Source organism: Enterobacter bugandensis, from assembly GCF_900324475.1.
GTDB lineage: Bacteria > Pseudomonadota > Gammaproteobacteria > Enterobacterales > Enterobacteriaceae > Enterobacter > Enterobacter bugandensis.
Window position 1 is genome coordinate 1,153,707 of record NZ_LT992502.1, and the last position, 24,576, is coordinate 1,178,282.

Sequence of the window (24,576 nt, forward strand, 5' to 3'; positions counted from 1 at the left end):
AGTTAACGGGTCAGGCGTTCAATCACGCGTTCAATCTCATCCAGCGCCTGACGGCAGCGGACGATGCGGCCTTCCAGCGCGCTAATCTCGCGCATCAATAGCTGCTGCTCTTCCAGCGTTTCGCTGTTGTTCAGGCGGGCTTCGCGCTCGCGCTTCATCTCAAACAGACGCCGCTCAAACTCCTGGTTCTCCAGCCGCTTGCGCTGCCATTTTCCCAGCCCAGGCGAGACGCTGTCCCACGCCCGTAGCGGCCAGGCGGCGATTTCGCGGTGCAGGGCGGTGATCTGCTCGGTAAGATGCTCCGCAAGCCACACCACCTGTTCCTGCTGTTCACTCTCAACCGCGTGGCGAAGCTCATCGAGGTTGGTCTGCATCTCAGCAAGGTAATCCTGAATGACGGTGCTGCGGGTGCGGAAAAGCTGCCGGTCAAAGCGCGGTTTCAGCGTGGCGTGTCCCATCAGCGGCGTGGCCTGCGCCCGCAGAGCGATCAGCTGATTTTGCAGCTTCTCAAGAAGCAGTGCTGTTTTCAATGCGCTCTCCAGTGGTAAAGTAGCCGTTCAGTTTGATAACGATTCGCATTATGCAGCGTACTATTTTAATCATCATTGGCTGGCTCGCGGTAGTGCTGGGTACGCTGGGTGTGGTTTTGCCCTTGCTGCCGACCACGCCGTTTATCCTGCTGGCCGCCTGGTGCTTCGCCCGCTCGTCGCCGCGTTTTCACCACTGGCTCCTGTACCGCTCGTGGTTTGGCGGCTACCTGCGGCACTGGCAAAAACACCGGGCCATGCCGCCCGGGGCCAAGCCGCGCGCCATTGCCTTTATCCTGATCACCTTCGCCGTTTCGTTATGGCTGGTGAACATGATGTGGGTGCGTATTCTGCTGCTGGCGATCCTGGCCTGCCTGCTGATCTTCATGTGGCGGATCCCCGTGGTTGATGAAAAGCAACAAAAGCACTGAAGCCTCATCATGGCGGTTGCAATTATGGCGCGCAGCCAGTAAATTCGACCGTTTTCGAGCACAGGTGCGCCTGGTCAAAGGTTAAACAACTGTTACTTTGACCGACTCGTCGCGCGCCGTGAGTAACACTGTTTCATTTAGGCACAAACCGATGACCGCAACTGCACAGCAGCTTGAATATCTGAAAAATAGCATCAAAAGCATCCAGGACTATCCAAAGCCTGGCATTCTTTTCCGTGATGTCACCAGCTTGCTGGAAGACCCGAAAGCGTACGCGCTCAGCATTGAACTGCTGGTCGAGCGTTATAAAAACGCCGGGATCACCAAAGTAGTAGGTACCGAAGCCCGCGGCTTCCTGTTTGGCGCACCGGTTGCGCTGGCGATGGGCGTGGGTTTTGTGCCGGTGCGTAAGCCGCGCAAACTGCCGCGTGAAACCATCGCGGAGAGCTACGAGCTGGAGTACGGCACCGATCAGCTGGAGATCCACGTTGACGCGATCAAGCCCGGCGACAAAGTGCTGGTGGTGGACGATCTGCTGGCAACCGGCGGCACCATTGAAGCGACCGTCAAGCTGATCCGCCGTCTGGGTGGTGAAGTGACCGACGCGGCCTTCATCATCAACCTGTTCGATCTTGGCGGTGAACAGCGCCTGGAAAAACAGGGCATTACCAGCTACAGCCTGGTGCCTTTCCCGGGTCATTAATCCCGGTTTTCACAACCTCGCTCAATGGGTGAGGTTGTGATAGCATTCCCCTCCATAAATTCACCTTCCAGCGTTGCAGAGCCTGCCCATGAGTTATCAGGTGTTAGCCCGTAAATGGCGACCACAAACCTTTGCTGACGTTGTCGGTCAGGAACATGTGCTGACGGCCCTGGCGAACGGCTTGTCGCTAGGTCGCATCCATCACGCCTATCTTTTTTCCGGCACCCGCGGCGTCGGTAAGACTTCTATTGCCCGTCTGCTGGCGAAAGGTCTGAACTGCGAAACCGGGATCACCGCCACCCCGTGCGGCGTGTGTGACAACTGCCGCGAGATCGAGCAGGGGCGTTTTGTCGATCTGATCGAGATCGACGCCGCCTCGCGTACCAAGGTGGAAGACACCCGCGATCTGCTCGACAACGTGCAGTACGCCCCGGCGCGCGGCCGCTTCAAGGTCTACCTGATCGATGAAGTGCACATGCTGTCGCGCCACAGCTTTAACGCCCTGCTGAAAACGCTGGAAGAGCCGCCCGCGCACGTTAAATTCCTGCTGGCGACCACCGATCCGCAAAAGCTGCCGGTCACCATCCTGTCGCGCTGCCTGCAGTTCCACCTGAAGGCGTTGGACGTTGAGCAGATCCGCGCTCAGCTTGAGCACATCCTTGACGAAGAGAAGATCGTTCACGAGCCGCGCGCCCTGCAGCTGCTGGCCCGCGCGGCTGACGGCAGCCTGCGTGATGCGCTAAGCCTGACCGACCAGGCGATTGCCAGCGGTGACGGCAAGCTCTCGACCGAAGCGGTCAGCACCATGCTCGGCACGCTGGATGACGATCAGGCGCTGTCGCTCATCGAAGCGATGATTGCCGCCAACGGCGAGCGCGTGATGTCGCTGGTGAACGCGGCCGCTGCCCGCGGTATTGAGTGGGAAGCGCTGCTGGTCGAGATGCTCAGCCTGCTGCACCGCGTGGCGATGCTGCAGCTGTCTCCGTCGGCCATCGGTGCGGATATGGCCGCTATTGAACAGCGGATGCGTGAACTTGCCCGCACCGTGCCGCCTGCCGACGTGCAGCTGTATTACCAGACGCTGCTGATTGGCCGCAAAGAGTTACCGTTCGCACCGGACCCCAGGATGGGCGTCGAAATGACGCTGCTGCGCGCGCTGGCGTTCCACCCGCGCATGCCGTTGCCGGAACCGGAAGCGCCGCGGCAGTCTTTTGCCCCGGTCGCCCCTACGGCGGTGATGTCACCGCAGCAGGTGCCGCCGCAGCCGACGCCGCCGCCACAGCAAAACGTGCCGCTGTCGGATGCCACCAGTTCGGTGCTTGCCGCACGCAGCCAGCTGCAGCGTGCGCAGGGAGTAACCAAACCAAAAAAGAGTGAACCGGCAGCGCCAGGAAGAGCGCGGCCGGTGAACAACGCCGCGCTTGAACGACTGGCCTCGGTAACGGAGCGCGTACAGTCGCGTCCGGCACCGTCCGCGCTCGAGCAGAAAGCCCCGGTGAAAGAAGAGGCTTACCGCTGGAAGGCGACCACCGTTGTTGAAACGGTCAAGGAAGTGGTCGCCACGCCGAAAGCGCTGAAAAAGGCGCTGGAGCATGAAAAAACGCCGGAGCTTTCAGCGAAGCTCGCCGAAGAGTCCATCGCGCGCGACGCCTGGGCCGCTGAGGTCAGCAAACTCCAGTTGCCGAAGCTGGTGGAGCAGGTCGCGCTAAACGCCTGGAAAGAGCAGGACGGCAATCAGGTGCGTCTGCATCTGCGTCCGGGCCAGCGGCACCTCAATTCCCCTGGCGCGCAAAAGGCGCTGGCCGAGGCGCTTGCTGCTTTACAGGGTTCACCGGTTGAATTGACTATCATTGAAGATGATAATCCGGCAGTGAAAACGCCGCTCGAGTGGCGCCAGGCCATTTATGAAGAGAAGCTCGCGCAGGCGCGCGAGGCAATTATTGCGGATAACAACATCCAGACCCTGCGCCGGTTCTTCGACGCCGATCTGGATGAAGAGAGTATTCGCCCCATTTGATCGTGAGTCTGACTTACGGTTGTAATCCTTAAACGTGAAAGAAGAGAGAAGCCTATGTTTGGTGGAAAAGGCGGTCTGGGTGGCCTGATGAAGCAGGCTCAGCAGATGCAGGAAAAAATGCAGAAGATGCAGGAAGAGATCGCTCAGTTGGAAGTCACGGGTGAATCCGGTGCCGGTCTGGTCAAGGTGACCATCAACGGTGCGCACAACTGCCGTCGCGTTGAAATCGACCCGAGCCTGCTCGAAGACGACAAAGAAATGCTGGAAGATCTGGTTGCAGCCGCGTTTAACGATGCCGCTCGCCGTATCGACGAAACCCAGAAAGAGAAAATGGCCTCTGTTTCCAGCGGTATGCAGCTGCCGCCGGGCTTTAAGATGCCATTCTGATGCAAACCAGTCCGCTGCTCACGCAGTTAATGGAAGCACTGCGCTGCCTGCCGGGCGTTGGCCCGAAGTCAGCGCAGCGCATGGCGTTTACGCTATTGCAGCGCGACCGCAGCGGCGGGATGCGCCTGGCGCAGGCTTTAACCCGCGCCATGTCAGAAATTGGTCACTGTGCGGATTGCCGGACCTTTACCGAGCAGGACGTGTGTAACATCTGTACGAACCCGCGTCGTCAGGAAAACGGTCAGATTTGCGTGGTGGAGAGTCCGGCGGACATCTACGCCATCGAACAAACCGGGCAGTTTTCCGGCCGCTACTTTGTGCTGATGGGGCATCTCTCCCCGCTGGACGGCATTGGCCCGGACGATATCGGTCTCGATCGCCTTGAACAGCGTCTTGAGTCCGAAACCATCAAAGAGGTGATCCTCGCCACCAACCCCACGGTGGAAGGGGAGGCAACCGCCAACTATATCGCCGAGCTGTGCACGCAGTACGGCGTTGACGCCAGCCGCATCGCCCACGGCGTGCCGGTCGGCGGCGAGCTGGAGATGGTCGACGGCACCACGCTGTCGCACTCGCTGGCCGGACGACACAAGATTATTTTCTGACCAAACGGAGGCTGCGCGCGCGGCCTCCGCTTGAAAATTTCCCCCCTTATCCCCATCTCTCACTCAACGTTTTACAACCCCATTAAATGGCATTGTTGAGGTCGACTTAGATGAAAGGACAAGAAACCCGTGGTTTCCAGTCAGAAGTAAAACAGCTTCTGCACCTGATGATCCATTCCCTGTATTCCAACAAAGAAATTTTCCTGCGTGAGCTGATTTCCAACGCCTCCGATGCGGCGGACAAGCTGCGCTTCCGCGCGCTGTCCAACCCGGATCTGTATGAAGGCGACGGCGAACTGCGCGTGCGCGTCTCTTTCAACAAAGAGAACCGCACCCTGACCATCGCTGATAACGGCATCGGGATGAACCGCGACGAGGTGATCGACCACCTCGGGACCATCGCCAAATCCGGCACCAAAGCGTTCCTGGAGTCCATGGGCTCTGACCAGGCGAAAGACAGCCAGCTGATTGGCCAGTTCGGCGTGGGCTTCTACTCGGCGTTTATCGTGGCGGACAAAGTCACCGTGCGCACCCGTGCCGCGGGCGACAGCGCCGAGAACGGCGTGCTGTGGGAATCCAAAGGGGAAGGCGAATACACCGTTGATGACATCACCAAAGCGGATCGCGGCACCGAAATCACCCTCCACCTGCGCGAAGGCGAAGATGATTTCCTGAACGACTGGCGCGTACGCTCCATCATCAGCAAATATTCCGACCACATCGCGCTGCCAGTAGAGATTGAAAAACAGGAAGAGAAAGACGGTGAAACCGTTGTTTCCTGGGAGAAAATCAACAAGGCGCAGGCGCTGTGGACGCGTAACAAGGCTGAAATCAAAGACGACGAGTACAACGAGTTTTATAAGCACATCGCCCACGACTTTACCGACCCGCTGACCTGGAGCCACAACCGCGTGGAAGGGAAGCAGGAGTACACCAGCCTGCTGTATATCCCGGCACAGGCGCCGTGGGACATGTGGAACCGCGATCACAAGCACGGCCTGAAGCTGTACGTGCAGCGCGTCTTCATCATGGACGACGCCGAGCAGTTCATGCCGAACTACCTGCGCTTTGTTCGTGGCCTGATAGACTCCAACGATCTGCCGCTGAACGTCTCCCGTGAAATCCTCCAGGACAGCACCGTTACCCGTAATCTGCGTAACGCCCTGACCAAACGTGCGTTGCAGATGCTGGAAAAACTGGCGAAAGACGACGCGGAAAAATACCAGACCTTCTGGAAACAGTTCGGCCTGGTGCTGAAAGAAGGTCCGGCGGAAGACATGGCGAACGTTGAAACCATCGCTAAACTGCTGCGCTTCGCCTCTACGCACACCAACTCCTCCGCCCAGACCGTGTCGCTGGAAGAGTACGTCTCCCGCATGAAGGAAGGGCAGGAGAAGATCTACTACATCACCGCCGACAGCTATGCGGCAGCGAAGAGCAGCCCGCACCTGGAGCTGCTGCGTAAGAAAGGCATCGAAGTGCTGCTGCTTTCTGACCGCATCGACGAGTGGATGATGAACTACCTGACCGAGTTCGACGGTAAGGCGTTCCAGTCCGTTGCCAAAGCCGACGAGTCCATCGACAAGCTGGCGGATGAAGTGGACGAAAGCGCGAAAGAAGCCGAGAAGGCGCTGGAGCCGTTCGTTGAGCGTGTCAAAACCCTGCTGGGCGACCGCGTGAAAGAGGTACGCTTCACGCACCGTCTGACCGATACTCCGGCGATTGTCACCACCGATGCGGACGAAATGAGCACCCAGATGGCGAAGCTGTTCGCCGCGGCGGGCCAGGCCGTGCCGGAAGTGAAATATATCTTTGAGCTTAATCCGGATCATCCGCTGGTGAAACGCGCGGCGGATACCCAGGATGAAGCTCGCTTTGCCGAGTGGGTTGAACTGCTGCTGGATCAGTCCCTGCTGGCCGAGCGCGGCACCCTGGAAGATCCTAACCTGTTCATTAAACGTGTGAATGCGCTGCTGCTGGCGTAACTGACCACGTCTCCCCTGGTCTTCTCCCTCCCACCGTGGGAGAGGGCCGGGGTGAGGGCACCAGACCGCACTCTCCCAAATTATCTCCCCCCATTAACCGTTTCAGCCTTCCCGCCTTCCTTGAGCCACGCCCGTTCTGGTGGTATTGTTTAGCGCTTTTGAAAAATTGAAACGACATTTGAGGGGATTTTCGCAATGCGTATTATTCTGCTTGGCGCTCCGGGCGCGGGTAAAGGAACTCAGGCTCAGTTCATCATGGAGAAATACGGTATTCCGCAAATCTCCACCGGTGACATGCTGCGCGCCGCTGTAAAATCTGGCTCCGAGCTGGGTAAACAAGCGAAAGACATCATGGACGCAGGCAAGCTGGTAACCGACGAGCTGGTTATCGCGCTGGTTAAAGAGCGCATTGCGCAGGAAGACTGCCGTAACGGTTTCCTGCTGGACGGCTTCCCGCGCACCATTCCTCAGGCTGACGCCATGAAAGAAGCGGGCATCAACGTGGACTACGTTCTGGAGTTCGACGTACCGGACGAGCTGATCGTTGACCGTATCGTTGGCCGTCGCGTGCACGCTGCCTCTGGCCGCGTTTACCACATCAAATTCAACCCGCCTAAGGTTGAAGGCAAAGACGACGTGACCGGCGAAGAGCTGACCACCCGTAAAGACGATCAGGAAGAGACCGTGCGTAAACGCCTGGTGGAATACCATCAGATGACCGCGCCGCTGATTGGCTACTACACCAAAGAAGCGCAGGCGGGTAACACCAAATACGCCAAAGTTGACGGCACCAAAGCCGTGGCTGACGTACGTGCAGAGCTGGAAAAAATCCTCGGCTAATCGCGCGCCTCTCACCCGGGCTCCCGGGTGAGAAATATTCTCATCTTACCTATTACAGCAATGGGTTTCGTTTAAACGCATTTCCGCTACAATTGACAACCTATCAAATGGTTAAGAGGCGTGAATGAGTCAGGCGAAAACCGGCATCCTGCTTGCCAATCTGGGCACCCCAGAAGCACCCACTCCAGCGGCGGTAAAACGCTACCTGCGACATTTTTTAAGCGACACGCGCGTCGTGGATTTTCCGAGACTGCTGTGGTGGCCGCTGCTGCGTGGCGTCATTCTGCCGATTCGCTCTCCGCGCGTCGCCAAACTTTATCAGTCCGTCTGGATGGAAGAGGGCTCGCCGCTGATGGTGTACAGCCGTCGTCAGGAAAAAGCGCTGGCCGCCCGTCTGCCGGATATGCCCGTCGCACTCGGCATGAGCTACGGTAAACCTTCGCTGGAAAGCGCCGTCGATGCGCTGCTGGCACAGGGCGTGGATCATATCGTCGTGCTGGCCTTGTATCCGCAGTACTCCTGCTCGACGGTGGCTGCCGTCTGGGACGAGCTGGCCCGCATTCTGGCAACCCGCCGCCGCATTCCGGGCGTGACCTTTATTCGCGATTACGCCGATAACGACCTCTACATCAAGGCGCTTGCCAACAGCGCCCGAGCATCGTTTGAGAAGCACGGTGAGCCGGATCTGCTGCTGCTCTCCTATCACGGTATTCCGCAGCGTTTCGCCAACGAAGGGGATGATTACCCCCAGCGCTGCCGCGATACCACCCGCGAGCTGGTCTCCGCCCTTGGCCTGCCGCCGGAGAAGGTGATGATGACCTTCCAGTCGCGCTTTGGCCGCGAGCCGTGGCTGACGCCGTACACCGATGAAACCCTCAAAATGCTTGGCGAGAAGGGTGTGAAGCACATTCAGGTGATGTCGCCGGGCTTCTCGGCGGACTGCCTTGAAACGCTGGAGGAGATCGCGGTGCAAAACCGGGAATTTTTCCTTGAGGCCGGCGGCGAAAAGTATGAGTACATTCCGGCGCTTAACGACTCACCTGAGCATATCGACATGATGGTCTCGCTGGTGACGAACAGCCGCTGATCGCACTCCGGACCGGGTTTGTGCTACCATTCCCGGCCCATATTCTTCGTACAGTTCAGACCATGAAATTTCCCGGTAAACGCAAATCCAAACACTACTTTCCCGTCGATGCCCGCGATCCGCTCCTGCAGCAAATCCAGCCTGAAAATGAAACCAGCGCGGCCTGGGTTGTCGGTATCGACCAGACGCTGGTGGACATTGAAGCGAAAGTGGATGATGAGTTTGTCGCCCGTTACGGTCTGAGCGCCGGTCACTCGCTGGTGATTGAGGACGACGTTGCCGAAGCGCTGTACCAGGAGCTGGTGCGCGAAAATCTGATTACCCATCAGTTCGCTGGCGGCACCATCGGCAACACCATGCACAACTACTCGGTGCTGGCAGATGACCGCTCGGTGCTGCTCGGCGTGATGTGCAGCAATATCGAAATCGGTGGCTACGCCTACCGCTACCTGTGCAACACCTCCAGCCGCACCGATCTGAACTATCTCCAGGGCGTAGACGGGCCGATTGGCCGCTGCTTTACGCTGATCGGCGAATCCGGCGAGCGTACCTTTGCCATCAGCCCGGGCCACATGAACAAGCTGCGCGCGGAAAGCATTCCCGAAGAGGTGATCGCGGGCGCGTCTGCGCTGGTGCTGACCTCCTACCTGGTGCGCTGCAAGCCGGGCGAGCCGATGCCTGAGGCGACCATGAAGGCGATTGAGTACGCGAAAAAGTACGACGTGCCCGTCGTTCTGACGCTGGGCACCAAATTCGTGATTGCCGATAACCCGGAGTGGTGGCAGACCTTCCTGAAAGAGCACGTCTCGATTCTGGCGATGAACGAAGAAGAGGCCGAGGCGCTGACCGGTGAAAGCGATCCGCTGCTGGCGTCCGACAAAGCGCTGGACTGGGTGGATCTGGTGCTCTGCACCGCGGGTCCGGTTGGGCTGTATATGGCGGGGTTCACGGAAGAAGAGAGCAAGCGCAAAACCCAGCACCCGCTGCTGCCGGGGGCGATTGCGGAGTTCAACCAGTACGAGTTCAGCCGCGGCATGCGCCACAAAGACTGCGTGAATCCGCTGCGTATCTACTCCCACATTGCGCCGTATATGGGCGGGCCGGAGAAGATCATGAACACTAACGGCGCGGGCGACGGCGCGCTTGCCGCGCTGCTGCATGACATTACCGCGAACGCCTATCACAAAACTAACGTGCCGAACTCCAGCAAGCACAAGTTCAGCTGGCTGACCTATTCGTCGCTGGCGCAGGTGTGTAAGTACGCCAACCGCGTGAGCTACCAGGTACTGAACCAGCATTCTCCACGCTTAACGCGTGGACTGCCGGAACGAGAAGACAGCCTCGAAGAGGCGTACTGGGACAGGTAAAAGCAAAACGGCAACCTGTGGTTGCCGTTTTTAGTATTTGTTCCCTCTCCCTGTGGGAGAGGGCCAGGGTGAGGGCATCAGGCCGCAGCAAACTTACCCCGTAACCGCCTCTTCAACTGGCGGCTTCGTCAGCAGCGTCAGCATGGTGTTCGCAATCTCACGCTCGCCCATCACCACCTGATTCGCGCCGCGCTCGGTGATGTACTCTACCTCGTCGTCATAGTGCGCTCGGGCAATGATCTCAATACCGGGGGCACTTCTCACGCGCGGAGGCCACAATCTCACCCGCTTCATAACCGTTTGGAATGGTCAGCAGCAGCCAGCGGGCGCAGTCCAGATGTGCCAGCTCCATGATCTCTTCGTTTGCCGCATTGCCCAGCACCGCACGAATCCCGCGCTCGCGAAGCTCATCCACGCGGGTGCGTGACGTCTCAATCACCACCAGCGGGATCCCCTGCGCCATCAGCTTCTCGCCGAGCAGGCTACCCACGCGGCCAAAGCCCACCAGCAGGGCGTGATTACAAATATCCACCGGGATCTGCTTCTCTTCTTCCGTTGCCTCTTCCAGCGTCTGCTCTTCGAGGGTTTCGGTCTTCTCGAGGTATTTTTCCAGCAAGGCAAACAATACCGGGTTTAGCATGATGGAGAGGATTGCCCCCGCCAGCACCAGATTTTGCCCCGCCTGCGGCAGCAGGTTCAATGCCATGCCCAGACCGGCCAGAATAAAGGCGAACTCACCGATCTGCGCCAGGCTGGCGGCAATGGTCAGCGCCGTGCGCGGGGAGTGGCCGAACATTCGCACCAGGAAGAAAGCCGCGAGCGACTTACCAAAAATAATGATCGCCAGCGTGCCCAGCACGGCCAGCGGCTGCTGGATCAGCACCAGCGGATCGAACAGCATCCCGACGGAGACGAAGAACAGCACGGCAAACGCATCGCGCAGCGGCAGGGTATCGTGCGCCGCGCGGTGGCTCAGCTCGGATTCGTTCAGCACCATCCCGGCGAAGAACGCCCCCAGGGCAAAGGAGACATCAAACAGCTCAACGGCACCGAAGGCGATGCCCAGCGCCAGCGCCAGCACGGAGAGGGTAAACAGCTCGCGGGAGCCGGTTGCCGCGCTGCGGGACATGATCCACGGCACCAGACGGCGACCCACCAGCATCATGATGGCGATAAAGGCCACCACTTTACCGATGGTGATGCTCATATCCAGCGCCAGCGAGGCGAAGCCGACGTTGTCTTTTTCCATCATCCCGGCGACGGCGGGCAGCAGTACCAGCGTCAGGACCATGACCAGATCTTCTACAATCAGCCAGCCAATCGCGATTTGCCCGCGCTGGCTGTCTATCAACTGCCTCTCTTCAAGCGCGCGCAGCAGCACCACGGTACTGGCGGTGGAGAGGCACAGCCCAAAGACGATGCCGGTCATCAGCGACCAGCCCAGCACTGCCGAAAGCGCCATGCCCAGCAGCGTCGCCACCCCTATCTGGGCGATCGCTCCGGGTATGGCGATCGACTTTACCGCCATCAGGTCCTTCAGCGAAAAATGCAGACCGACGCCAAACATCAGCAGAATCACGCCCAATTCCGCCAGTTCAGGAGCCAGTTTGGTATCCGCAACAAAACCTGGCGTAAACGGTCCCGCCAGCACACCTGCCAGCAGATAGCCGACAAGAGGAGAAATACGCAGCTTATTGGCAATCATGCCAAGGATAAAAGCGAGCACAAGTCCACCAACAATGGTGGTAATAAGCGGTGTGGCGTGGTGCATTCCGTCTCCTTTCGTGGTGAGTGTTCCATTTTTGGCGTGAATACCAAAAAGCCAGGTAATAGTTTATGACAATTTTTACCCTTATGTTTATGAATAATTGTTGAAGTTTGAATAAAACAGCAATATGCGCGTAAAAAAGCGCATTTTGATAAATTACGCAAGAGGAGAAAGAAGAAACCCTTATGGCATCAGGCTGTCAGGCAGCCAAAGTCAAACTTTGGCTGCCCGTAATTTACGCTTTGTGGCGGTTATCAGGCAGGAATATGGTCAACATCCCAAGAAGTGGCAGGAAAGCGCAGATTTTATAAACCAGGAAGATGCTGGTGTGATCCGCAACCATCCCTAATACCGCTGCACCCAGCCCGCCCATGCCGAAGGCGAAACCGAAAAAAAGTCCGGAAACCATACCGATACGACCCGGCAGCAGCTCCTGGGCATAGACCAGAATGGCGGAAAACGCGGAGGCGAGGATAAAACCAATAATCACGGTCAAAAACCCCGTCCATTCAAGGCTGGCGTACGGCAAAATGAGGGTAAAGGGCGCCACGCCGAGGATAGAGCCCCAAATGACATATTTACGGCCAATTTTATCCCCCACCGGCCCGCCAATGACCGTTCCTGCGGCCACCGCGAAGAGGAAAGCAAACAGGTGAAACTGCGCGTTTTGTACCGATAATCCGAATTTTTGCATCAGATAAAAGGTGTAATAGCTGCTAATGCTCGCCATATAGAAGTATTTGGAGAAAATCAGCACCAGCAGCACGGAGACCGCAAGAATGACCTTATTACGAGGCAGGGGATTGATAACCTTCGCTTTAGGTTTCCCTTTGTTCACGCGATGCTGGGCGGCGTACCAGCGGCTGATCTGTGCCAGCACGACAATGGCGAGCAGGGCGGCCAGCACAAACCAGGCCACATTGCCTTTGCCATACGGGGCGATAATCACCGCCGCCAGCAGCGGGCCGAGGGAGCTACCGAAGTTGCCCCCTACCTGGAAGAGTGACTGCGCCAGCCCGTGACGGCCACCGGAGGCCATACGCGCCACGCGGGACGATTCCGGATGGAAGACGGACGAGCCGGTCCCCACCAGCGCGGCGGCGAGCAGAACCGCTTCAAAACTGCCTGCCATGGCCAGCAGCACCAGCCCGCTTAAGGTAAAGCACATGCCTATCGGCAGCGACCACGGCATCGGGTATTTATCCGTCCAGTAACCCACCACCGGCTGCAGCAGCGACGAGGCCAGCTGGAAGGTCAGGGTGATCATCCCGATCTGTACGAAGGTTAACGAAAACTCGGACTGCAGCAGCGGGTAGATCGCCAGAATCAACGACTGGATCATGTCGTTGAGCAGGTGCGAGAGGCTGATTGCGCCTAAAACTTTAAAAGAGGTGCGCGACGCCGGCGCGCCCGGAGCGGGCTGGGTTGATTCACTGATTGCCATAAATACCACGTCAATTTGTTATTAGAGATGCAGGGAGTAATTATTATCCGACTAACATACTCGTCCGTGACATTTGAAGAAAGTCGCAATTCTGAAAACTTATTTGTCTATTCTTGTTAGTCACTGTAATTTTTGCCTTTGTCTATTGGTCAGGGAGAGAGAAGATGAAGTTAATGAAGCGGGGCGTCGCGCTGGCGCTTATTGCCGCATGGGGCCTGGCAAGCCTGCCCGCGCAGGCGTATGAAAAAGATAAAACCTATAAAATCACCATTCTGCATACCAACGATCATCACGGTCATTTCTGGCGCAGTGAATACGGCGAGTATGGTCTGTCGGCGCAAAAAACGCTGGTGGACGGCATTCGCAAAGAGGTGGCGTCCCAGGGTGGCAGCGTGTTGCTGCTGTCGGGCGGGGATATTAATACCGGCGTGCCGGAATCGGATTTACAGGATGCTGAACCCGATTTCCGCGGCATGAATTTAATCGGTTACGACGCGATGGCCGTCGGCAACCACGAGTTTGACAATCCGCTGAGCGTGCTGCGCCAGCAGGAGAAATGGTCCAAATTCCCGTTCCTCTCCGCCAATATTTACCAGAAAAGCACCGGCGAACGTCTGTTTAAACCGTGGGCGCTGTTTAAGCGTCAGGATCTCAAAATCGCGGTCATCGGCTTAACCACCGACGATACGGCAAAAATCGGTAACCCTGAGTTCTTCACCGATATCGAATTCCGCAAACCGGCAGACGAAGCGAAGCTGGTGATTCAGGAGCTGCAGCAGAACGAAAAGCCGGACGTGATTATCGCCACTACCCACATGGGACACTACGATAACGGCGAGCACGGCTCCAATGCGCCCGGCGACGTGGAGATGGCGCGCAGCCTGCCAGCGGGCTCGCTGGCGATGATTGTGGGCGGTCACTCGCAGGATCCGGTGTGCATGGCGTCGGAGAACAAAAAGCAGGTGGACTACGTGCCGGGCACGCCGTGTGCGCCAGATCGTCAGAACGGGATCTGGATTGTGCAGGCCCACGAGTGGGGTAAATACGTGGGGCGGGCGGACTTTGAGTTTCGTAACGGTGAGATGAAGCTGGTGCGCTATCAGCTCATCCCGGTGAACCTGAAGAAGAAAGTCACCTACCCGGACGGGAAAAGCGAGCGCGTACTTTACACGCCAGAGATTGCTGAAAACCAGCAGATGCTCTCTCTGCTGACGCCGTTCCAGAATAAAGGCAAGGCGCAGCTGGACGTGAAAATCGGCACGCTGAACGGTCGTCTGGAAGGGGACCGCAGTAAAGTCCGCTTCGTGCAGACCAACATGGGCCATCTGGTGCTGGCGGCGCAGATGGCGCGCACGAATGCGGACTTCGGCGTGATGAGCGGCGGCGGCATTCGTGACTCCATCGAAGGCGGAAACATCACCTATAAAGACGTGCTGAAGGTGCAGCCGTTCGGCAACGTGGTGGTGTATGCGGATATGAGCGGGAAAGAGGTCGTTGACTACCTGACCGCCGTAGCGCAGATGAAGCCGGACTCGGGTGCCTATCCGCAGTTTGCTAACGTCAGCTTTGTGGCGAAGGACGGCAAGCTCAACGATCTGAAAATCAAAGGCGAGCCGGTAGACCCTGCGAAAACCTACCGTCTGGCGACGTTAAGCTTTAACGCCACCGGCGGCGACGGCTATCCGCACATCGATAATAAACCGGGCTACGTAAACACCGGTTTTATCGATGCGGAAGTGCTGAAGCAGTACATCGAGCAGAACTCGCCGATTGACGTGAATGCCTATGAGCCGAAAGGTGAGGTGAGCTGGCAGTAGTGTTGTGCGGCCTGATGCCCTCACTCCAACCCTCTCCCACCGGGAGAGGGCGCGAACACAAAAAACGGTAACGCCTGTTACCGTTTTGCTTTTACCTCGTAGCCGCCACCCGGCTTTTTTTACTCCCGGCGCGCAATATCCGCAAACTTCGCGTCCAGCATTTTCGCCAGATCGCCCGCGGCCAGTTCAATATCCAGCCCGCGTTTACCGCCCGAAATATAGATCGTCTCAAATTCCTGCGAAGGCGCATCGATCAGCGTCGGCAGCCGTTTTTTCTGTCCGAGCGGGCTGATCCCGCCCACCAGATAGCCCGTGGTGCGTTGCGCAACCATCGGGTCCGCCATATCCACCTTTTTCGCCCCCAGCGCTTTCGCTACCTTTTTGAGATCGAGCTGTCCGGCAACGGGTGTTACCGCCACGGCGAGGTGCTTCATATCGCCATTCACCGCCACCAGCAGCGTTTTATAGACTTGGTCAGCGTTCAGCCCCAGCTTGCGCACCACTTCATCACCAAAGTTGGTTTCGTTCGGATCATGATCGTAGGTATGGATCCGGAAAGAAATATTGTTTTTTTCGAGTAATTTAACGGCGGGAGTCATAGCTATCCTTCTTACGACAGACAATTCATGCAGCCAGCATACGCCTGACGTTTGTCTAAAAAATAGCACCATCTTGCGCAATAGTGTTGGCAGTGATGGTCACTTTGAGCGACAATCGGCTCAGCCGAAGGTCACTTCGGTATAATAAAAACGATGAAATTCCTCTTTGACGGGCCAATAGAGATATTGGCCATTTTTTTATTTCAACAGCGACGGCAAATTCCCTTCGCCGTATAAATGCAGCGCCCCGACCGCGACCACGTACTCCCCCGCAGGTAAAGCATGCAGCGTCTCTCGCCAGGCTTTGTTGCGCGCATTCATCAGCACATCATAAAGCGATTCACTGAACGTCGACGGAAGCGCCAGCTTACCGTCCGCGGGCGGCGCATCCAGCCACCAGCCAATCATGGTTTGCAGCAGACGCGCGTTGGTGTGCCAGTGGGTCAGGGTATCATCCAGCAGCATCAGACCGTCGTCAGGAAGCTGGCGCAGGAGCGCAATCTGGCTGTCCGTTCCTTCCAGCTCGATGATGGGCATACGGCGCGCCCGCGCCACGTTCAGCAGCTGGTAATCAATGCCGTAGTCACCGCGCAGGCCCAGACGCTGCGCCTGCGTGGCCTGCAGCACCATCGCAATTTGCCACAGCGGCAGGGTGTCAATCATGGAGAGCGACACGCCGGTTTCTGCCGCCACGCGCCTCAGCTCCGCGAGCTGGTCGTCGTTCAGGCGCTCCGCCAGCGGGAGATCGCTTTCAAGCCCGGCAAACGGCGACTCGTGGCCGGAAATGTCCGCCTCGACGACCAGCGCGTCGGCGCGCTTCAGGCGTTTTATCAGACCGGATGGCAGAGGAGACATTCCCTGCGTGCCCATATGGATGCTGCCGACCAGGTGCAGGTGTTGCCCGCCGGGAAGCGAGATATCCAGGCCGGGCCAGGCATAGCGGCGGGGAAAGAGGGCGCGAAACGATGCTTTTATACGATTAAACAGACTCATACGCGCTCCATGACCGGAAAGGGTCATGCTAGCGCGTACGAGAACAAGGTTCAATCCTTCGGTTTAAACCGCAGCAGACGGTTGGCGTTGCTCACCACGGTAATGGAGGAGAGTGCCATCGCCGCACCCGCAACCACCGGGTTCAGCAGGGTACCGGTCAGCGGCCACAAAATGCCGGCAGCAACCGGAATACCGAGCGAGTTATAGATGAACGCCCCCAGCAGGTTCTGCTTCATGTTGCGCAACGTAGCTTTCGAAATGGCCAGGGCGTCGGCAACGCCCATCAGGCTGTGGCGCATCAGCGTGATGGCCGCGGTTTCAATGGCGACATCACTCCCGCCACCCATGGCTATCCCTACGTCCGCCTGGGCCAGCGCCGGGGCGTCGTTGATGCCGTCGCCCACCATCGCCACCTGGCGACCCTGGCTTTGCAGGTTCTTGATGGCGTCCGCTTTGCCGTCCGGCAGCACGCCCGCAATCACCTCATCAATACCGGCCTCTTTCGCGATAGCGTTGGCGGTGGTCGGGTTATCCCCGGTCAGCATCACCAGGCGATAGCCCGCGCGGTGCAGGCGCTGTAAGGCATCCACGCTGTCCTGGCGAAGCGGATCGCGCACGGCCAGCAGCGCGGCGGCTTTGCCATCCACCGCCAGCAGAACCGGGGTGGCGCCCCGAGACGCCTGTGCTTTCAGCTCTTCTTCCAGCGCGGACGTATCAACACCGTTTTCATTCAGCAATGCCTGGTTACCCAGCAGCAGCGCGTGGCCGTCGGCTTCACCGCTGACGCCAAGCCCGCGCAGGGTACGGAAATTGCTGACCTGCGGCAGGGCAGAAGCATTCGCCTTATCGAGAATGGCGCGGGCCAGCGGGTGGCTGGAACCCTGCTCCAGCGCGGCGGCAAGGCGCAGCGCGTCCTCTTGCGCAATGCCAGCGGTACTCACGGCCACTACCTGCGGTTTGCCCTCGGTCAACGTGCCGGTTTTATCAAAGACAATCGTATCCAGGGTGCTCGCCCGCTGCAGGGCATCCGCATCACGGACCAGCACGCCAAACTCGGCGGCACGGCCCACGCCGGAGATAATCGACATCGGCGTCGCCAGACCAAGAGCGCACGGACAGGCGATGATCAGCACCGTGGTGGCGATGACCAGGGTGTAGACAATCTGCGGTGCCGGGCCGAAGAAATACCAGATCGCCGCGCTCAGCAGAGCAATGCCGACCACTACCGGCACAAAAATGGCCGAGATTTTGTCAGCAAGCTGGCCAATCTCCGGCTTGCTGCTCTGGGCCTGGCGGACCATGCGGATAATACGCGACAGCGTGGTGTGGCTACCGACGGCACTGGCGCGGAACAGCACGCTGCCGTCCTGCACTACCGTGCCGGCATGAACCGCATCGCCCTGTGATTTTTGCTGGGGGATCGGCTCCCCGGTCAACATCGCTTCATCCAGCCAGGCGTCGCCCTGGGTGATTTCACCGTCGACGGGCACCCGGTCGCCGGTGGTCAGGCGCAGCGTCATGCCCGGCTGTACCTCCGCCAGCGGGACGCTTTTTTCCCCATCGTCCGTGACCACGCGGGCCGTCGGCGGGGTTAAATCGAGCAAGCGTTCCAGCGCTTTCGAGGAGCGCTGACGAGCACGCGCTTCCAGCATGTGGCCCAGGTTAATCAGGCCGATAATCATGGCGCTGGCTTCATAATAGAGATGGCGGGCTTCCATCGGGAACCACTGGGGCCAGACGTTCACGCTCATGGAGTACAGCCACGCCGCGCCGGTACCGAGCGCAACCAGCGTATCCATCGTCGCCGTGCGGTTTTTCAGGCTCTTCCAGGCGCTGGTATAAAAATGCCCACCTGCAAAGACCATGACCGCAAGGGTAATTAAACCAATCACCAGCCACAGCGTGCGGTTGTCTGCGGTGACCATCATGTTGTCACCCATCATGCCCCACACCATCACCGGAATACCGACCAGCAGGGCGACGATCGCCTGCCAGCGGAAGCGCTTCATGGTGGCAATAGCCGTTTCCTGCTGGCGTTCGCGGCGCTCGGCATCATCTTCGATGGCCTCCGCCCCGTAGCCCGCTTTTTCCACGGCCTGCACTAAATCTGCGGCGGAGGCACTGCCCATCACCAGCGCAGTACGCTCCGCAAGGTTGACCCGTGCCTGTGCGACGCCCGGTACCGCCTGCAGGGCGTTCTGCACGCGGGAGACGCAGCTGGCGCAGCTCATGCCGTTGATCAGCAGCTGTTGGCTGTCATCAATATCATCCGCTGCCGGAAGCTCAGGAGTGGCCGCTGTCAGCGCTTCCGACGGGGATGATGACTCTGCCAGCGGGTTAGCCTTTGGGTGGCTTAACTCCGCCCCATAACCGGCCTGTTTAATGGTATCAATCAGCGCGTCCGCGCTGGCGCTGCCGGTCACGGCGGCATGGTCGATAGTCACTTCAGCGCTTTCAACGTCAGGACGCTGTTCCAGGCTTTCTTTAACGCGTTTGACGCAGTGGCCGCAGGAGAGGCCGTCCAGCGTCAGGTCGATAGTGTGAGACATAACAAAACTCCCGTATAATATATTGGTCAGTTGTTGACCGGAGTAACGCTTTTCGCTAACTGTTATGAAGGTTAAACCTTCCATCAAGGGGAAGGTCAAGGGGGAAATGTGAATATCAGTGACGTGGCAAAAAAAACCGGCTTAACCAGCAAGGCGATCCGCTTTTATGAAGAGAAGGGGCTGGTAACGCCACCGCTGCGCAGTGAAAACGGCTACCGCAGCTACACGCAGCTGCATCTCGATGAACTGACGCTGCTGCGCCAGGCAAGACAGGTGGGGTTTAACCTGGAAGAGTGCGGCGAGCTGGTTAACCTGTTTAACGATCCGAAGCGCCACAGCGCGGACGTGAAAAAACGCACGCTGGAAAAAGTGGCGGAGATCGAGCGCCACATCATCGAGCTACAGGCGATGCGCGAACAGCTGCTGCAGCTGGCGGAATCCTGTCCGGGTGATGACAGCGCCGACTGCCCGATTATTGACAATCTTGCCGGCTGCTGCCATCGCAAAACCCACGTCTAGCAGGCTTTTACCCGCAGCGTAATCCCTTCCACCGCAATGACCTCAACCTGCGTTCCGGCGCTGAGGTCGTCGTCGGCCACCACCGGCCACGAGCTGTCGCCCACCCGCATGTGCCCGCGCCCGTTCACCAGCGCGGCGTCGAGCGTAAAGCGCTTGCCGACAATTTGCTGTCCGCGCTGGTTGAGATGCGCGTCCAGCGGTTTCTGCTCTTTGACCTGACGGTTAAGCCAGCGCCACCACAGCCAGGCGGCAACCAGCGTCAGCACGGCAAACAGCGCGCCCTGCCACGCCCAGCCCAGAGGAAGGATCCAGACCAGCAGGCCCGTAATGACAGCGGCAACACCGCTCCAGAGCAGGTAGCCGTTGCCGCCAAGCATCTCCGCCGCCAGCAACAAGCCACCGAGGCTTAGCCAGAAGGCATGAGGATGTGCAACGATGAGCTCAATCATTTTTTACGCTCGTTTCCGCTGTCTTTGATCAGTTCGGCGATCCCTGCGATAGAGCCCATCAGGCTGCTGGCGTCCAGGGGCATCATCACCACTTTGCTGTTGTTCGCGGAGCCGATCTCTTTCAGCGCATCGGTATATTTTTGCGCCACGAAGTAGTTCACGGCCTGGATATCACCGGCGGCAATCGCCTCGGAGACCATCTGCGTTGCGCGGGCTTCCGCTTCAGCGGAACGTTCACGCGCTTCCGCCTGTAAGAACGCGGACTGACGGTCGCCTTCGGCTTTCAGGATCTGCGACTGTTTTTCCCCTTCCGCTTTGAGGATCTCCGCCTGACGGACCCCTTCGGCTTCCAGAATATAGGCACGCTTGGTACGCTCGGCCTTCATCTGCGCGTTCATGGAGGCGATCAGCTCTGCCGGTGGGCGCACGTCGCGGATCTCAATACGGGTGACTTTGATCCCCCACGGGTTCGTTGCCTCATCAACAATGTGCAGCAGGCGGGTATTGATGCTGTCGCGCTGGGAGAGCATTTCGTCCAGCTCCATCGAGCCGAGCACGGTACGGATGTTGGTCATCGTCAGGTTGACGATCGCCAGCTCCAGGTTGCTCACCTCATAGGCCGCTTTCGGCGCATCAATCACCTGAATAAAGCAGACGGCATCAATGGTAACGTTGGCGTTATCTTTAGAGATCACTTCCTGAGAGGGGATATCCAGCACCTGCTCCATCATGTTGATTTTGCGGCCAATCCGGTCCATGAACGGAACAATGAGGCTTAGGCCGGGCTGCAGCGTGTTGGTATAGCGGCCGAAGCGCTCTACGGTCCACTGGTAACCCTGAGGGACAATTTTGACACCTGCGCCCACGATAACCAGCGCAACGAATATAAGGACGGGAACAACGATGAGCATAAAAACCTCCTGTTTTGCATGCTTTGATGAGAAAAAGCGCGTGTTTGCTATTCGTAAGTATATCGGCTAATGGGCTAAAATTCGCCCCGTCCGACGGGCGGGGCAGAGCGTTAGTGGTAGCTGTAGGTAAAGTCAGCGATCAGCGCATCGTCACCCGCATCGGCGATGGCTTTCGACAGGCCGTGATAGAAGGTCTCCAGCCCAATCTCTTCGACCTGGCGCAGCTGCTCGCGGATCGGCGCGCAGAACAGTTCCGCATTGCCCGCGCCCACGCGCTTGTTGTTCGGCGGAAGCTGACCGGTGATCCCTTTGAACCAGGTGCGTACCGCGCCCTTCAGTGAGGTGGGCGCGTCGTTGACGGCGTCGTGTCCCGTCAGAATTTGCAGCGTCGGGAACTGGTCTGCACAGACTGCCGTTTTCATACGCGCATAAAACTGGCTGAAGAGTTCGAAAGACTGCAGATCGGTGACTTTGGGTTTGGTCGTTTTGCCCTGAACGTTGCCTGTCTTTTTCGCCGCGGGCTGCGCGGGCGCCAGCTTATTGAGCTGCAGATCGAACAGCAGGTTCGCGTGTTCGCGTCGTTTGCTTACGTCCGGGAAGCGCTCAATAAACGCGCGGATAAATTCCGGCGTCATCAGGTCCGCAAAATCATGGTTGACCAGCCACTGGCCGCGGGCAAACTCACCGGGAGACTGGAACCAGGCCGGAACCTTGCCCGGCTCGAACTCTTTGACATTCCCTCTGCCGTCGATTTCAACGAAGCGAGTGCCGTTATCAAACGCAAAGCGGCAATTCTTCAGCTGAATGACCGGCTTCATCTTCAGCAGGCCCTTAACGAACCGGACAAGCTCTCCCCCGAACACATAAGCCGTAACGGATTCTGAAGCAATGGCGGCAAGCAGCTGATCGATGGTTTTCACGCCGGGTTCAAGTTCAGAAAACTCATAAAAAGTGTGAATATTAGACATTCTTGTACTTCCTTATTGTGTTGCGGGCAGAGCTTAACACCACTTTAACGAATGTTCTAAACCAGGGATACGGAAGTGTCGCTAAGGTCACGGCGTAAACTGTAAAGCTAAAGTGTAAAGCATGTCTAATGAATACACGGTAAACACAATCGGAAGTCTTGGTGGCGAAAGGGGGCGCTAAAACGCGTTGTGACGAACGTGCGGCACGGATTATGCTAATAACGCTCAGGAGTTACTGGAAAAAATATGAACAACGAAAATGCAGTTTTGCAGATAAAGGACGTCGGCTTTCGTGTCGCAAATAACACGATCCTTCAGCATGTCGGGTTTAACCTTTCTCCCGGTGAGTTCAAGCTGATAACGGGGCCGTCAGGCTGCGGTAAAAGCACCTTACTGAAGATCGTGGCCTCTCTGCTGAGCCCAACGGAGGGAACCATTCTGTTTGAAGGGCAGGATATTGCGTCACTTTCCCCGGAAAGCTATCGCCAGCAGGTCTCTTATTGCGTCCAAACGCCCGTACTTTTTGGCGACACGGTTTTTGATAACCTGATTTTTCCGTGGCAAATCCGCAATAAAACGCCGGAGCCGGCAAAATTCATCGACGATCTGGCCCGTTTTGGCCTGGCGAAGGAGACGCTGACCAAATCCATCAGTGAGCTCTCGGGCGGCGAAAAGCAGCGCGTCTCGCTGATCCGTAATTTGCAGTTCTTACCGAAGGTATTACTGCTGGATGAGATCACCAGCGCGCTCGATGATACCAACAAACGCAACGTCAACGAGATTATTCATCGTTACGCCCGCGAGCAGAATATTGCCGTGCTGTGGGTGACGCACGACTCAAACGAAATTACCCATGCGGATGACGTGATTACGCTCCAGCCGCACGGTGGGAAAATGCAGGAGGCCAACCGTGGGTGAGCATAACATTACCAATGAATCTCTGGCGTTTTCGATGGTGCTGGTGCTGATTGCTATCGTCGTCAGCTACCGGGAAAAGCTGGGCCTGGAAAAAGATATTGTCTGGAGTATCTGCCGCGCGGTGGTTCAGCTCATCATCGTCGGCTATGTGCTGAAGTATATTTTCAACGTCAACCACGCGGTGCTGACGCTGCTGATGGTGCTCTTCATCTGCTTTAACGCGGCGTGGAACGCGCAGAAACGCAGTAAATATATTGATAAGGCGTTTATCTCGTCATTTATCGCGATTACCACCGGGACGGCGCTCACCCTGGCGGTGCTGGTGCTCTCTGGCTCGATTGAGTTTACGCCGATGCAGGTGATCCCTATCTCCGGGATGATTGCGGGAAACGCTATGGTGGCCGTTGGCCTGTGCTACAACAACCTCGGCCAGCGTTTCAGCAGTGAACAGCAGCAGCTGCAGGAGAAGTTAAGCCTGGGGGCGACGCCAAAAGTGGCTTCAGCGCGGCTGATTCGTGAGAGCATTCGCTCATCGCTGATCCCGACCGTGGATTCTGCCAAAACGGTGGGGCTGGTGAGCCTGCCGGGCATGATGTCGGGGCTGATCTTTGCCGGTATCGATCCGGTAAAAGCGATTAAGTATCAGATCATGGTGACGTTTATGCTGCTTTCCACGGCGAGCCTGTCCACTATCATTGCCTGCTACCTGACCTATCGGAAGTTCTACAACCCGCGCCACCAGCTGGTGGTGACGCAGTTGAAAAAGACGGGGTAATATCGGTTTTTGTAGGCCCGGTAAGCGTTAGCGCCACCGGGCATTTTTTGTTAGTAGAGCAGCGCGTACAACTGACGACGATACTTCGACGCCAGCGCGTCTCCGGTGCCCAGCGCGGCCAGGATCTCCTGGAACATCTTGCGCGCCTGACCGTCTGCGGCAGCCAGATCTTTCTGCAGGTGGCCGAACAGCAGCTCCAGCGCCTCTTCGTTACGTCCCACCTGATGCAGCTGGAGCGCCAGCTGGCTTGCCAGCGCGGCATCCGCCGGGTTGTCGGCCACCTGCTGCTGCAGTTGCTGAATTTCCGGGGTGTCCGCCGCCTGCTTCAGCAGTTCAATCTGCGCCACCAGCCCCTGATAGCGGGTGTCCTGATCCTGCATTGGAACCGTCTTGAGCACGGCTTCCGCGTCTTCTGAACGGTGCAGGGCGATCTGCGTTTCCGCCAGCAGCAGGCCGATCTGGCTGTTCTGGTTCGACAGCTGCCACGCCTCTTTCAGTAGCGGCAGCGCCTCGTCGTATTTGCCTTCCTGCATCAGCGCCATCGCTTCCCGCGCTTTCAGCTCTTCTTCGCGCGGCAGCACTTTATCCAGCAGGGCGCGAATCGCCTCTTCCGGCTGGGGGCCCTGGAAGCCATCGACAGGCTGGCCGTTCTGGAACAGATAAACGGTTGGAATGGCGCGCAGACCAAACTGCGACGCCACCATCGGCTCGGCGTCACAGTCCAGTTTCGCCAGAATGAACTGACCGTTGTACTGCGCGGCAAGGCTTTCCAGCACCGGCGTCAGCTGCAGACAGTGCTGGCTGCGCTCAGACCAGAAGTAGAACAGCACCGGTTTAGCCATCGACTGTTCGAGGACCTGTTGCAGGTTTGCTTCTGTAATATTGACGATATTCTGTACGGACATGCGGCTTTCTCT

22 protein-coding genes, 1 pseudogene and 1 other annotated feature are annotated in these 24,576 nt (G+C 57.9%); of the genes and pseudogenes, 13 read left to right on the forward strand and 10 right to left on the reverse strand.

Translation table 11 applies throughout. From position 1 onward, the window contains the following. Positions 1-2 precede the first annotated feature (2 nt). Positions 3-530, reverse strand: a complete 528-nt coding sequence (priC, locus tag DG357_RS05520; protein ID WP_088205220.1) for a primosomal replication protein N'' — start codon at positions 528-530, stop codon at positions 3-5. Between the two features lie 50 nt (positions 531-580). Here priC and DG357_RS05525 point away from each other — a divergent pair, with 50 nt between their 5' ends. The 9 genes from DG357_RS05525 to DG357_RS05570 all read left to right on the forward strand — a co-directional run bounded on the left by DG357_RS05525 (position 581) and on the right by DG357_RS05570 (position 9,949). Further along, positions 581-958: a DUF454 family protein gene (locus DG357_RS05525; RefSeq protein ID WP_028012194.1), complete on the forward strand. Its 378-nt coding sequence runs from the start codon at positions 581-583 to the stop codon at positions 956-958. A 151-nt stretch (positions 959-1,109) separates the two neighbouring features. Then, the gene (apt, locus tag DG357_RS05535; protein WP_000127359.1) at positions 1,110-1,661 is read left to right on the forward strand and encodes an adenine phosphoribosyltransferase; all 552 of its coding nucleotides are present in this window, start codon (positions 1,110-1,112) and stop codon (positions 1,659-1,661) included. 88 nt (positions 1,662-1,749) lie between these two features. After that, on the forward strand, positions 1,750-3,678 hold the full coding sequence (gene dnaX, locus DG357_RS05540) for a DNA polymerase III subunit gamma/tau (protein WP_041911056.1): 1,929 nt from the start codon (positions 1,750-1,752) through the stop codon (positions 3,676-3,678). Beyond that, positions 3,008-3,072: a sequence feature (DnaX frameshifting element), on the forward strand. Its footprint overlaps the gene before it by 65 nt. Positions 3,679-3,732: 54 nt before the next feature. Next, positions 3,733-4,065 (forward strand): YbaB/EbfC family nucleoid-associated protein, encoded by a 333-nt coding sequence (locus DG357_RS05545; RefSeq protein ID WP_003858972.1) that lies wholly within the window; start codon positions 3,733-3,735, stop codon positions 4,063-4,065. Next, positions 4,065-4,670: a recombination mediator RecR gene (gene recR / locus DG357_RS05550; RefSeq protein ID WP_047367625.1), complete on the forward strand. Its 606-nt coding sequence runs from the start codon at positions 4,065-4,067 to the stop codon at positions 4,668-4,670. Before DG357_RS05545 ends, recR begins: the two co-directional genes overlap by 1 nt. Positions 4,671-4,780: 110 nt before the next feature. Then, positions 4,781-6,655, forward strand: a complete 1,875-nt coding sequence (htpG, locus tag DG357_RS05555) for a molecular chaperone HtpG (RefSeq protein WP_088205219.1) — start codon at positions 4,781-4,783, stop codon at positions 6,653-6,655. 195 nt (positions 6,656-6,850) lie between these two features. After that, the gene (gene adk, locus DG357_RS05560) at positions 6,851-7,495 is read left to right on the forward strand and encodes an adenylate kinase (protein ID WP_006809841.1); all 645 of its coding nucleotides are present in this window, start codon (positions 6,851-6,853) and stop codon (positions 7,493-7,495) included. A 124-nt stretch (positions 7,496-7,619) separates the two neighbouring features. After that, the gene (hemH, locus tag DG357_RS05565; RefSeq protein ID WP_088205218.1) at positions 7,620-8,582 is read left to right on the forward strand and encodes a ferrochelatase; all 963 of its coding nucleotides are present in this window, start codon (positions 7,620-7,622) and stop codon (positions 8,580-8,582) included. A gap of 62 nt (positions 8,583-8,644) precedes the next feature. Then, positions 8,645-9,949, forward strand: a complete 1,305-nt coding sequence (locus DG357_RS05570) for an inosine/guanosine kinase (protein WP_045260696.1) — start codon at positions 8,645-8,647, stop codon at positions 9,947-9,949. Positions 9,950-10,042: 93 nt separating this feature from the next. Here the strand turns inward: DG357_RS05570 and ybaL are convergent. Further along, positions 10,043-11,720, reverse strand: a pseudogene (gene ybaL, locus DG357_RS05575) (YbaL family putative K(+) efflux transporter). 232 nt (positions 11,721-11,952) lie between these two features. After that, positions 11,953-13,161 (reverse strand): MFS transporter, encoded by a 1,209-nt coding sequence (locus DG357_RS05580; protein ID WP_088205217.1) that lies wholly within the window; start codon positions 13,159-13,161, stop codon positions 11,953-11,955. 164 nt (positions 13,162-13,325) lie between these two features. On the opposite strand from DG357_RS05580, the gene ushA reads away from it, so the two are divergent. Then, complete coding sequence (gene ushA / locus DG357_RS05585) at positions 13,326-14,978, forward strand: bifunctional UDP-sugar hydrolase/5'-nucleotidase UshA (protein WP_088205216.1); 1,653 nt, start codon at positions 13,326-13,328, stop codon at positions 14,976-14,978. Between the two features lie 119 nt (positions 14,979-15,097). Here the strand turns inward: ushA and ybaK are convergent, their stop codons facing one another. The 3 genes from ybaK to copA form a co-directional block, all read right to left on the reverse strand. Next, positions 15,098-15,577, reverse strand: coding sequence for a Cys-tRNA(Pro)/Cys-tRNA(Cys) deacylase YbaK (gene ybaK, locus DG357_RS05590; RefSeq protein WP_008499307.1), 480 nt, complete (start codon positions 15,575-15,577; stop codon positions 15,098-15,100). Positions 15,578-15,775: 198 nt separating this feature from the next. Continuing rightward, the gene (locus DG357_RS05595) at positions 15,776-16,570 is read right to left on the reverse strand and encodes a TraB/GumN family protein (RefSeq protein ID WP_045631425.1); all 795 of its coding nucleotides are present in this window, start codon (positions 16,568-16,570) and stop codon (positions 15,776-15,778) included. A 50-nt stretch (positions 16,571-16,620) separates the two neighbouring features. Then, positions 16,621-19,119 carry a copper-exporting P-type ATPase CopA gene (copA, locus tag DG357_RS05600; RefSeq protein WP_069733264.1) on the reverse strand — a complete coding sequence of 833 codons (2,499 nt, stop codon included), beginning with the start codon at positions 19,117-19,119 and terminating at the stop codon, positions 16,621-16,623. Positions 19,120-19,227: 108 nt separating this feature from the next. On the opposite strand from copA, the gene cueR reads away from it, so the two are divergent. Beyond that, the gene (gene cueR / locus DG357_RS05605; protein WP_028012206.1) at positions 19,228-19,638 is read left to right on the forward strand and encodes a Cu(I)-responsive transcriptional regulator; all 411 of its coding nucleotides are present in this window, start codon (positions 19,228-19,230) and stop codon (positions 19,636-19,638) included. On the opposite strand, the gene DG357_RS05610 is transcribed toward cueR, so the two are convergent. From DG357_RS05610 to DG357_RS05620, 3 genes are all read right to left on the reverse strand, one after another. Continuing rightward, positions 19,635-20,087 (reverse strand): NfeD family protein, encoded by a 453-nt coding sequence (locus tag DG357_RS05610; RefSeq protein ID WP_028012207.1) that lies wholly within the window; start codon positions 20,085-20,087, stop codon positions 19,635-19,637. The genes cueR and DG357_RS05610 overlap by 4 nt on opposite strands. After that, positions 20,084-20,998: an SPFH domain-containing protein gene (locus tag DG357_RS05615; protein ID WP_008499312.1), complete on the reverse strand. Its 915-nt coding sequence runs from the start codon at positions 20,996-20,998 to the stop codon at positions 20,084-20,086. The genes DG357_RS05610 and DG357_RS05615 overlap by 4 nt, the downstream gene beginning before the upstream one ends. A gap of 110 nt (positions 20,999-21,108) precedes the next feature. Next, positions 21,109-21,966 (reverse strand): hypothetical protein, encoded by an 858-nt coding sequence (locus DG357_RS05620; RefSeq protein WP_041911048.1) that lies wholly within the window; start codon positions 21,964-21,966, stop codon positions 21,109-21,111. Positions 21,967-22,212: 246 nt separating this feature from the next. Between DG357_RS05620 and fetA the strand changes: the two genes are divergently transcribed. Then, positions 22,213-22,884 carry an iron efflux ABC transporter ATP-binding subunit FetA gene (fetA, locus tag DG357_RS05625; protein WP_088205215.1) on the forward strand — a complete coding sequence of 224 codons (672 nt, stop codon included), beginning with the start codon at positions 22,213-22,215 and terminating at the stop codon, positions 22,882-22,884. Then, entirely contained in the window at positions 22,877-23,659 is a 783-nt protein-coding gene (gene fetB / locus DG357_RS05630; protein WP_045260704.1) for an iron efflux ABC transporter permease subunit FetB, read from the forward strand. Before fetA ends, fetB begins: the two co-directional genes overlap by 8 nt. Positions 23,660-23,709: 50 nt before the next feature. Here fetB and DG357_RS05635 read toward each other — a convergent pair whose 3' ends face one another. Beyond that, positions 23,710-24,564 (reverse strand): co-chaperone YbbN, encoded by an 855-nt coding sequence (locus tag DG357_RS05635; protein WP_088205214.1) that lies wholly within the window; start codon positions 24,562-24,564, stop codon positions 23,710-23,712. Positions 24,565-24,576: the final 12 nt, after the last annotated feature.

What these genes read in the sequence shown, in the direction of transcription:
- apt (WP_000127359.1), top strand. Translation starts at nt 1,110, where the DNA reads ATGACCGCAACTGCACAGCAGCTTGAATATCTGAAAAATAGCATCAAA.
- DG357_RS05610 (WP_028012207.1), bottom strand. Translation starts at nt 20,087, where the DNA reads ATGATTGAGCTCATCGTTGCACATCCTCATGCCTTCTGGCTAAGCCTC.
- copA (WP_069733264.1), bottom strand. Translation starts at nt 19,119, where the DNA reads ATGTCTCACACTATCGACCTGACGCTGGACGGCCTCTCCTGCGGCCAC.
- htpG (WP_088205219.1), top strand. Translation starts at nt 4,781, where the DNA reads ATGAAAGGACAAGAAACCCGTGGTTTCCAGTCAGAAGTAAAACAGCTT.
- DG357_RS05635 (WP_088205214.1), bottom strand. Translation starts at nt 24,564, where the DNA reads ATGTCCGTACAGAATATCGTCAATATTACAGAAGCAAACCTGCAACAG.
- DG357_RS05525 (WP_028012194.1), top strand. Translation starts at nt 581, where the DNA reads ATGCAGCGTACTATTTTAATCATCATTGGCTGGCTCGCGGTAGTGCTG.
- DG357_RS05580 (WP_088205217.1), bottom strand. Translation starts at nt 13,161, where the DNA reads ATGGCAATCAGTGAATCAACCCAGCCCGCTCCGGGCGCGCCGGCGTCG.
- dnaX (WP_041911056.1), top strand. Translation starts at nt 1,750, where the DNA reads ATGAGTTATCAGGTGTTAGCCCGTAAATGGCGACCACAAACCTTTGCT.
- DG357_RS05620 (WP_041911048.1), bottom strand. Translation starts at nt 21,966, where the DNA reads ATGTCTAATATTCACACTTTTTATGAGTTTTCTGAACTTGAACCCGGC.
- fetA (WP_088205215.1), top strand. Translation starts at nt 22,213, where the DNA reads ATGAACAACGAAAATGCAGTTTTGCAGATAAAGGACGTCGGCTTTCGT.
- DG357_RS05570 (WP_045260696.1), top strand. Translation starts at nt 8,645, where the DNA reads ATGAAATTTCCCGGTAAACGCAAATCCAAACACTACTTTCCCGTCGAT.
- DG357_RS05545 (WP_003858972.1), top strand. Translation starts at nt 3,733, where the DNA reads ATGTTTGGTGGAAAAGGCGGTCTGGGTGGCCTGATGAAGCAGGCTCAG.
- ushA (WP_088205216.1), top strand. Translation starts at nt 13,326, where the DNA reads ATGAAGTTAATGAAGCGGGGCGTCGCGCTGGCGCTTATTGCCGCATGG.
- recR (WP_047367625.1), top strand. Translation starts at nt 4,065, where the DNA reads ATGCAAACCAGTCCGCTGCTCACGCAGTTAATGGAAGCACTGCGCTGC.
- adk (WP_006809841.1), top strand. Translation starts at nt 6,851, where the DNA reads ATGCGTATTATTCTGCTTGGCGCTCCGGGCGCGGGTAAAGGAACTCAG.
- hemH (WP_088205218.1), top strand. Translation starts at nt 7,620, where the DNA reads ATGAGTCAGGCGAAAACCGGCATCCTGCTTGCCAATCTGGGCACCCCA.
- ybaK (WP_008499307.1), bottom strand. Translation starts at nt 15,577, where the DNA reads ATGACTCCCGCCGTTAAATTACTCGAAAAAAACAATATTTCTTTCCGG.
- DG357_RS05615 (WP_008499312.1), bottom strand. Translation starts at nt 20,998, where the DNA reads ATGCTCATCGTTGTTCCCGTCCTTATATTCGTTGCGCTGGTTATCGTG.
- DG357_RS05595 (WP_045631425.1), bottom strand. Translation starts at nt 16,570, where the DNA reads ATGAGTCTGTTTAATCGTATAAAAGCATCGTTTCGCGCCCTCTTTCCC.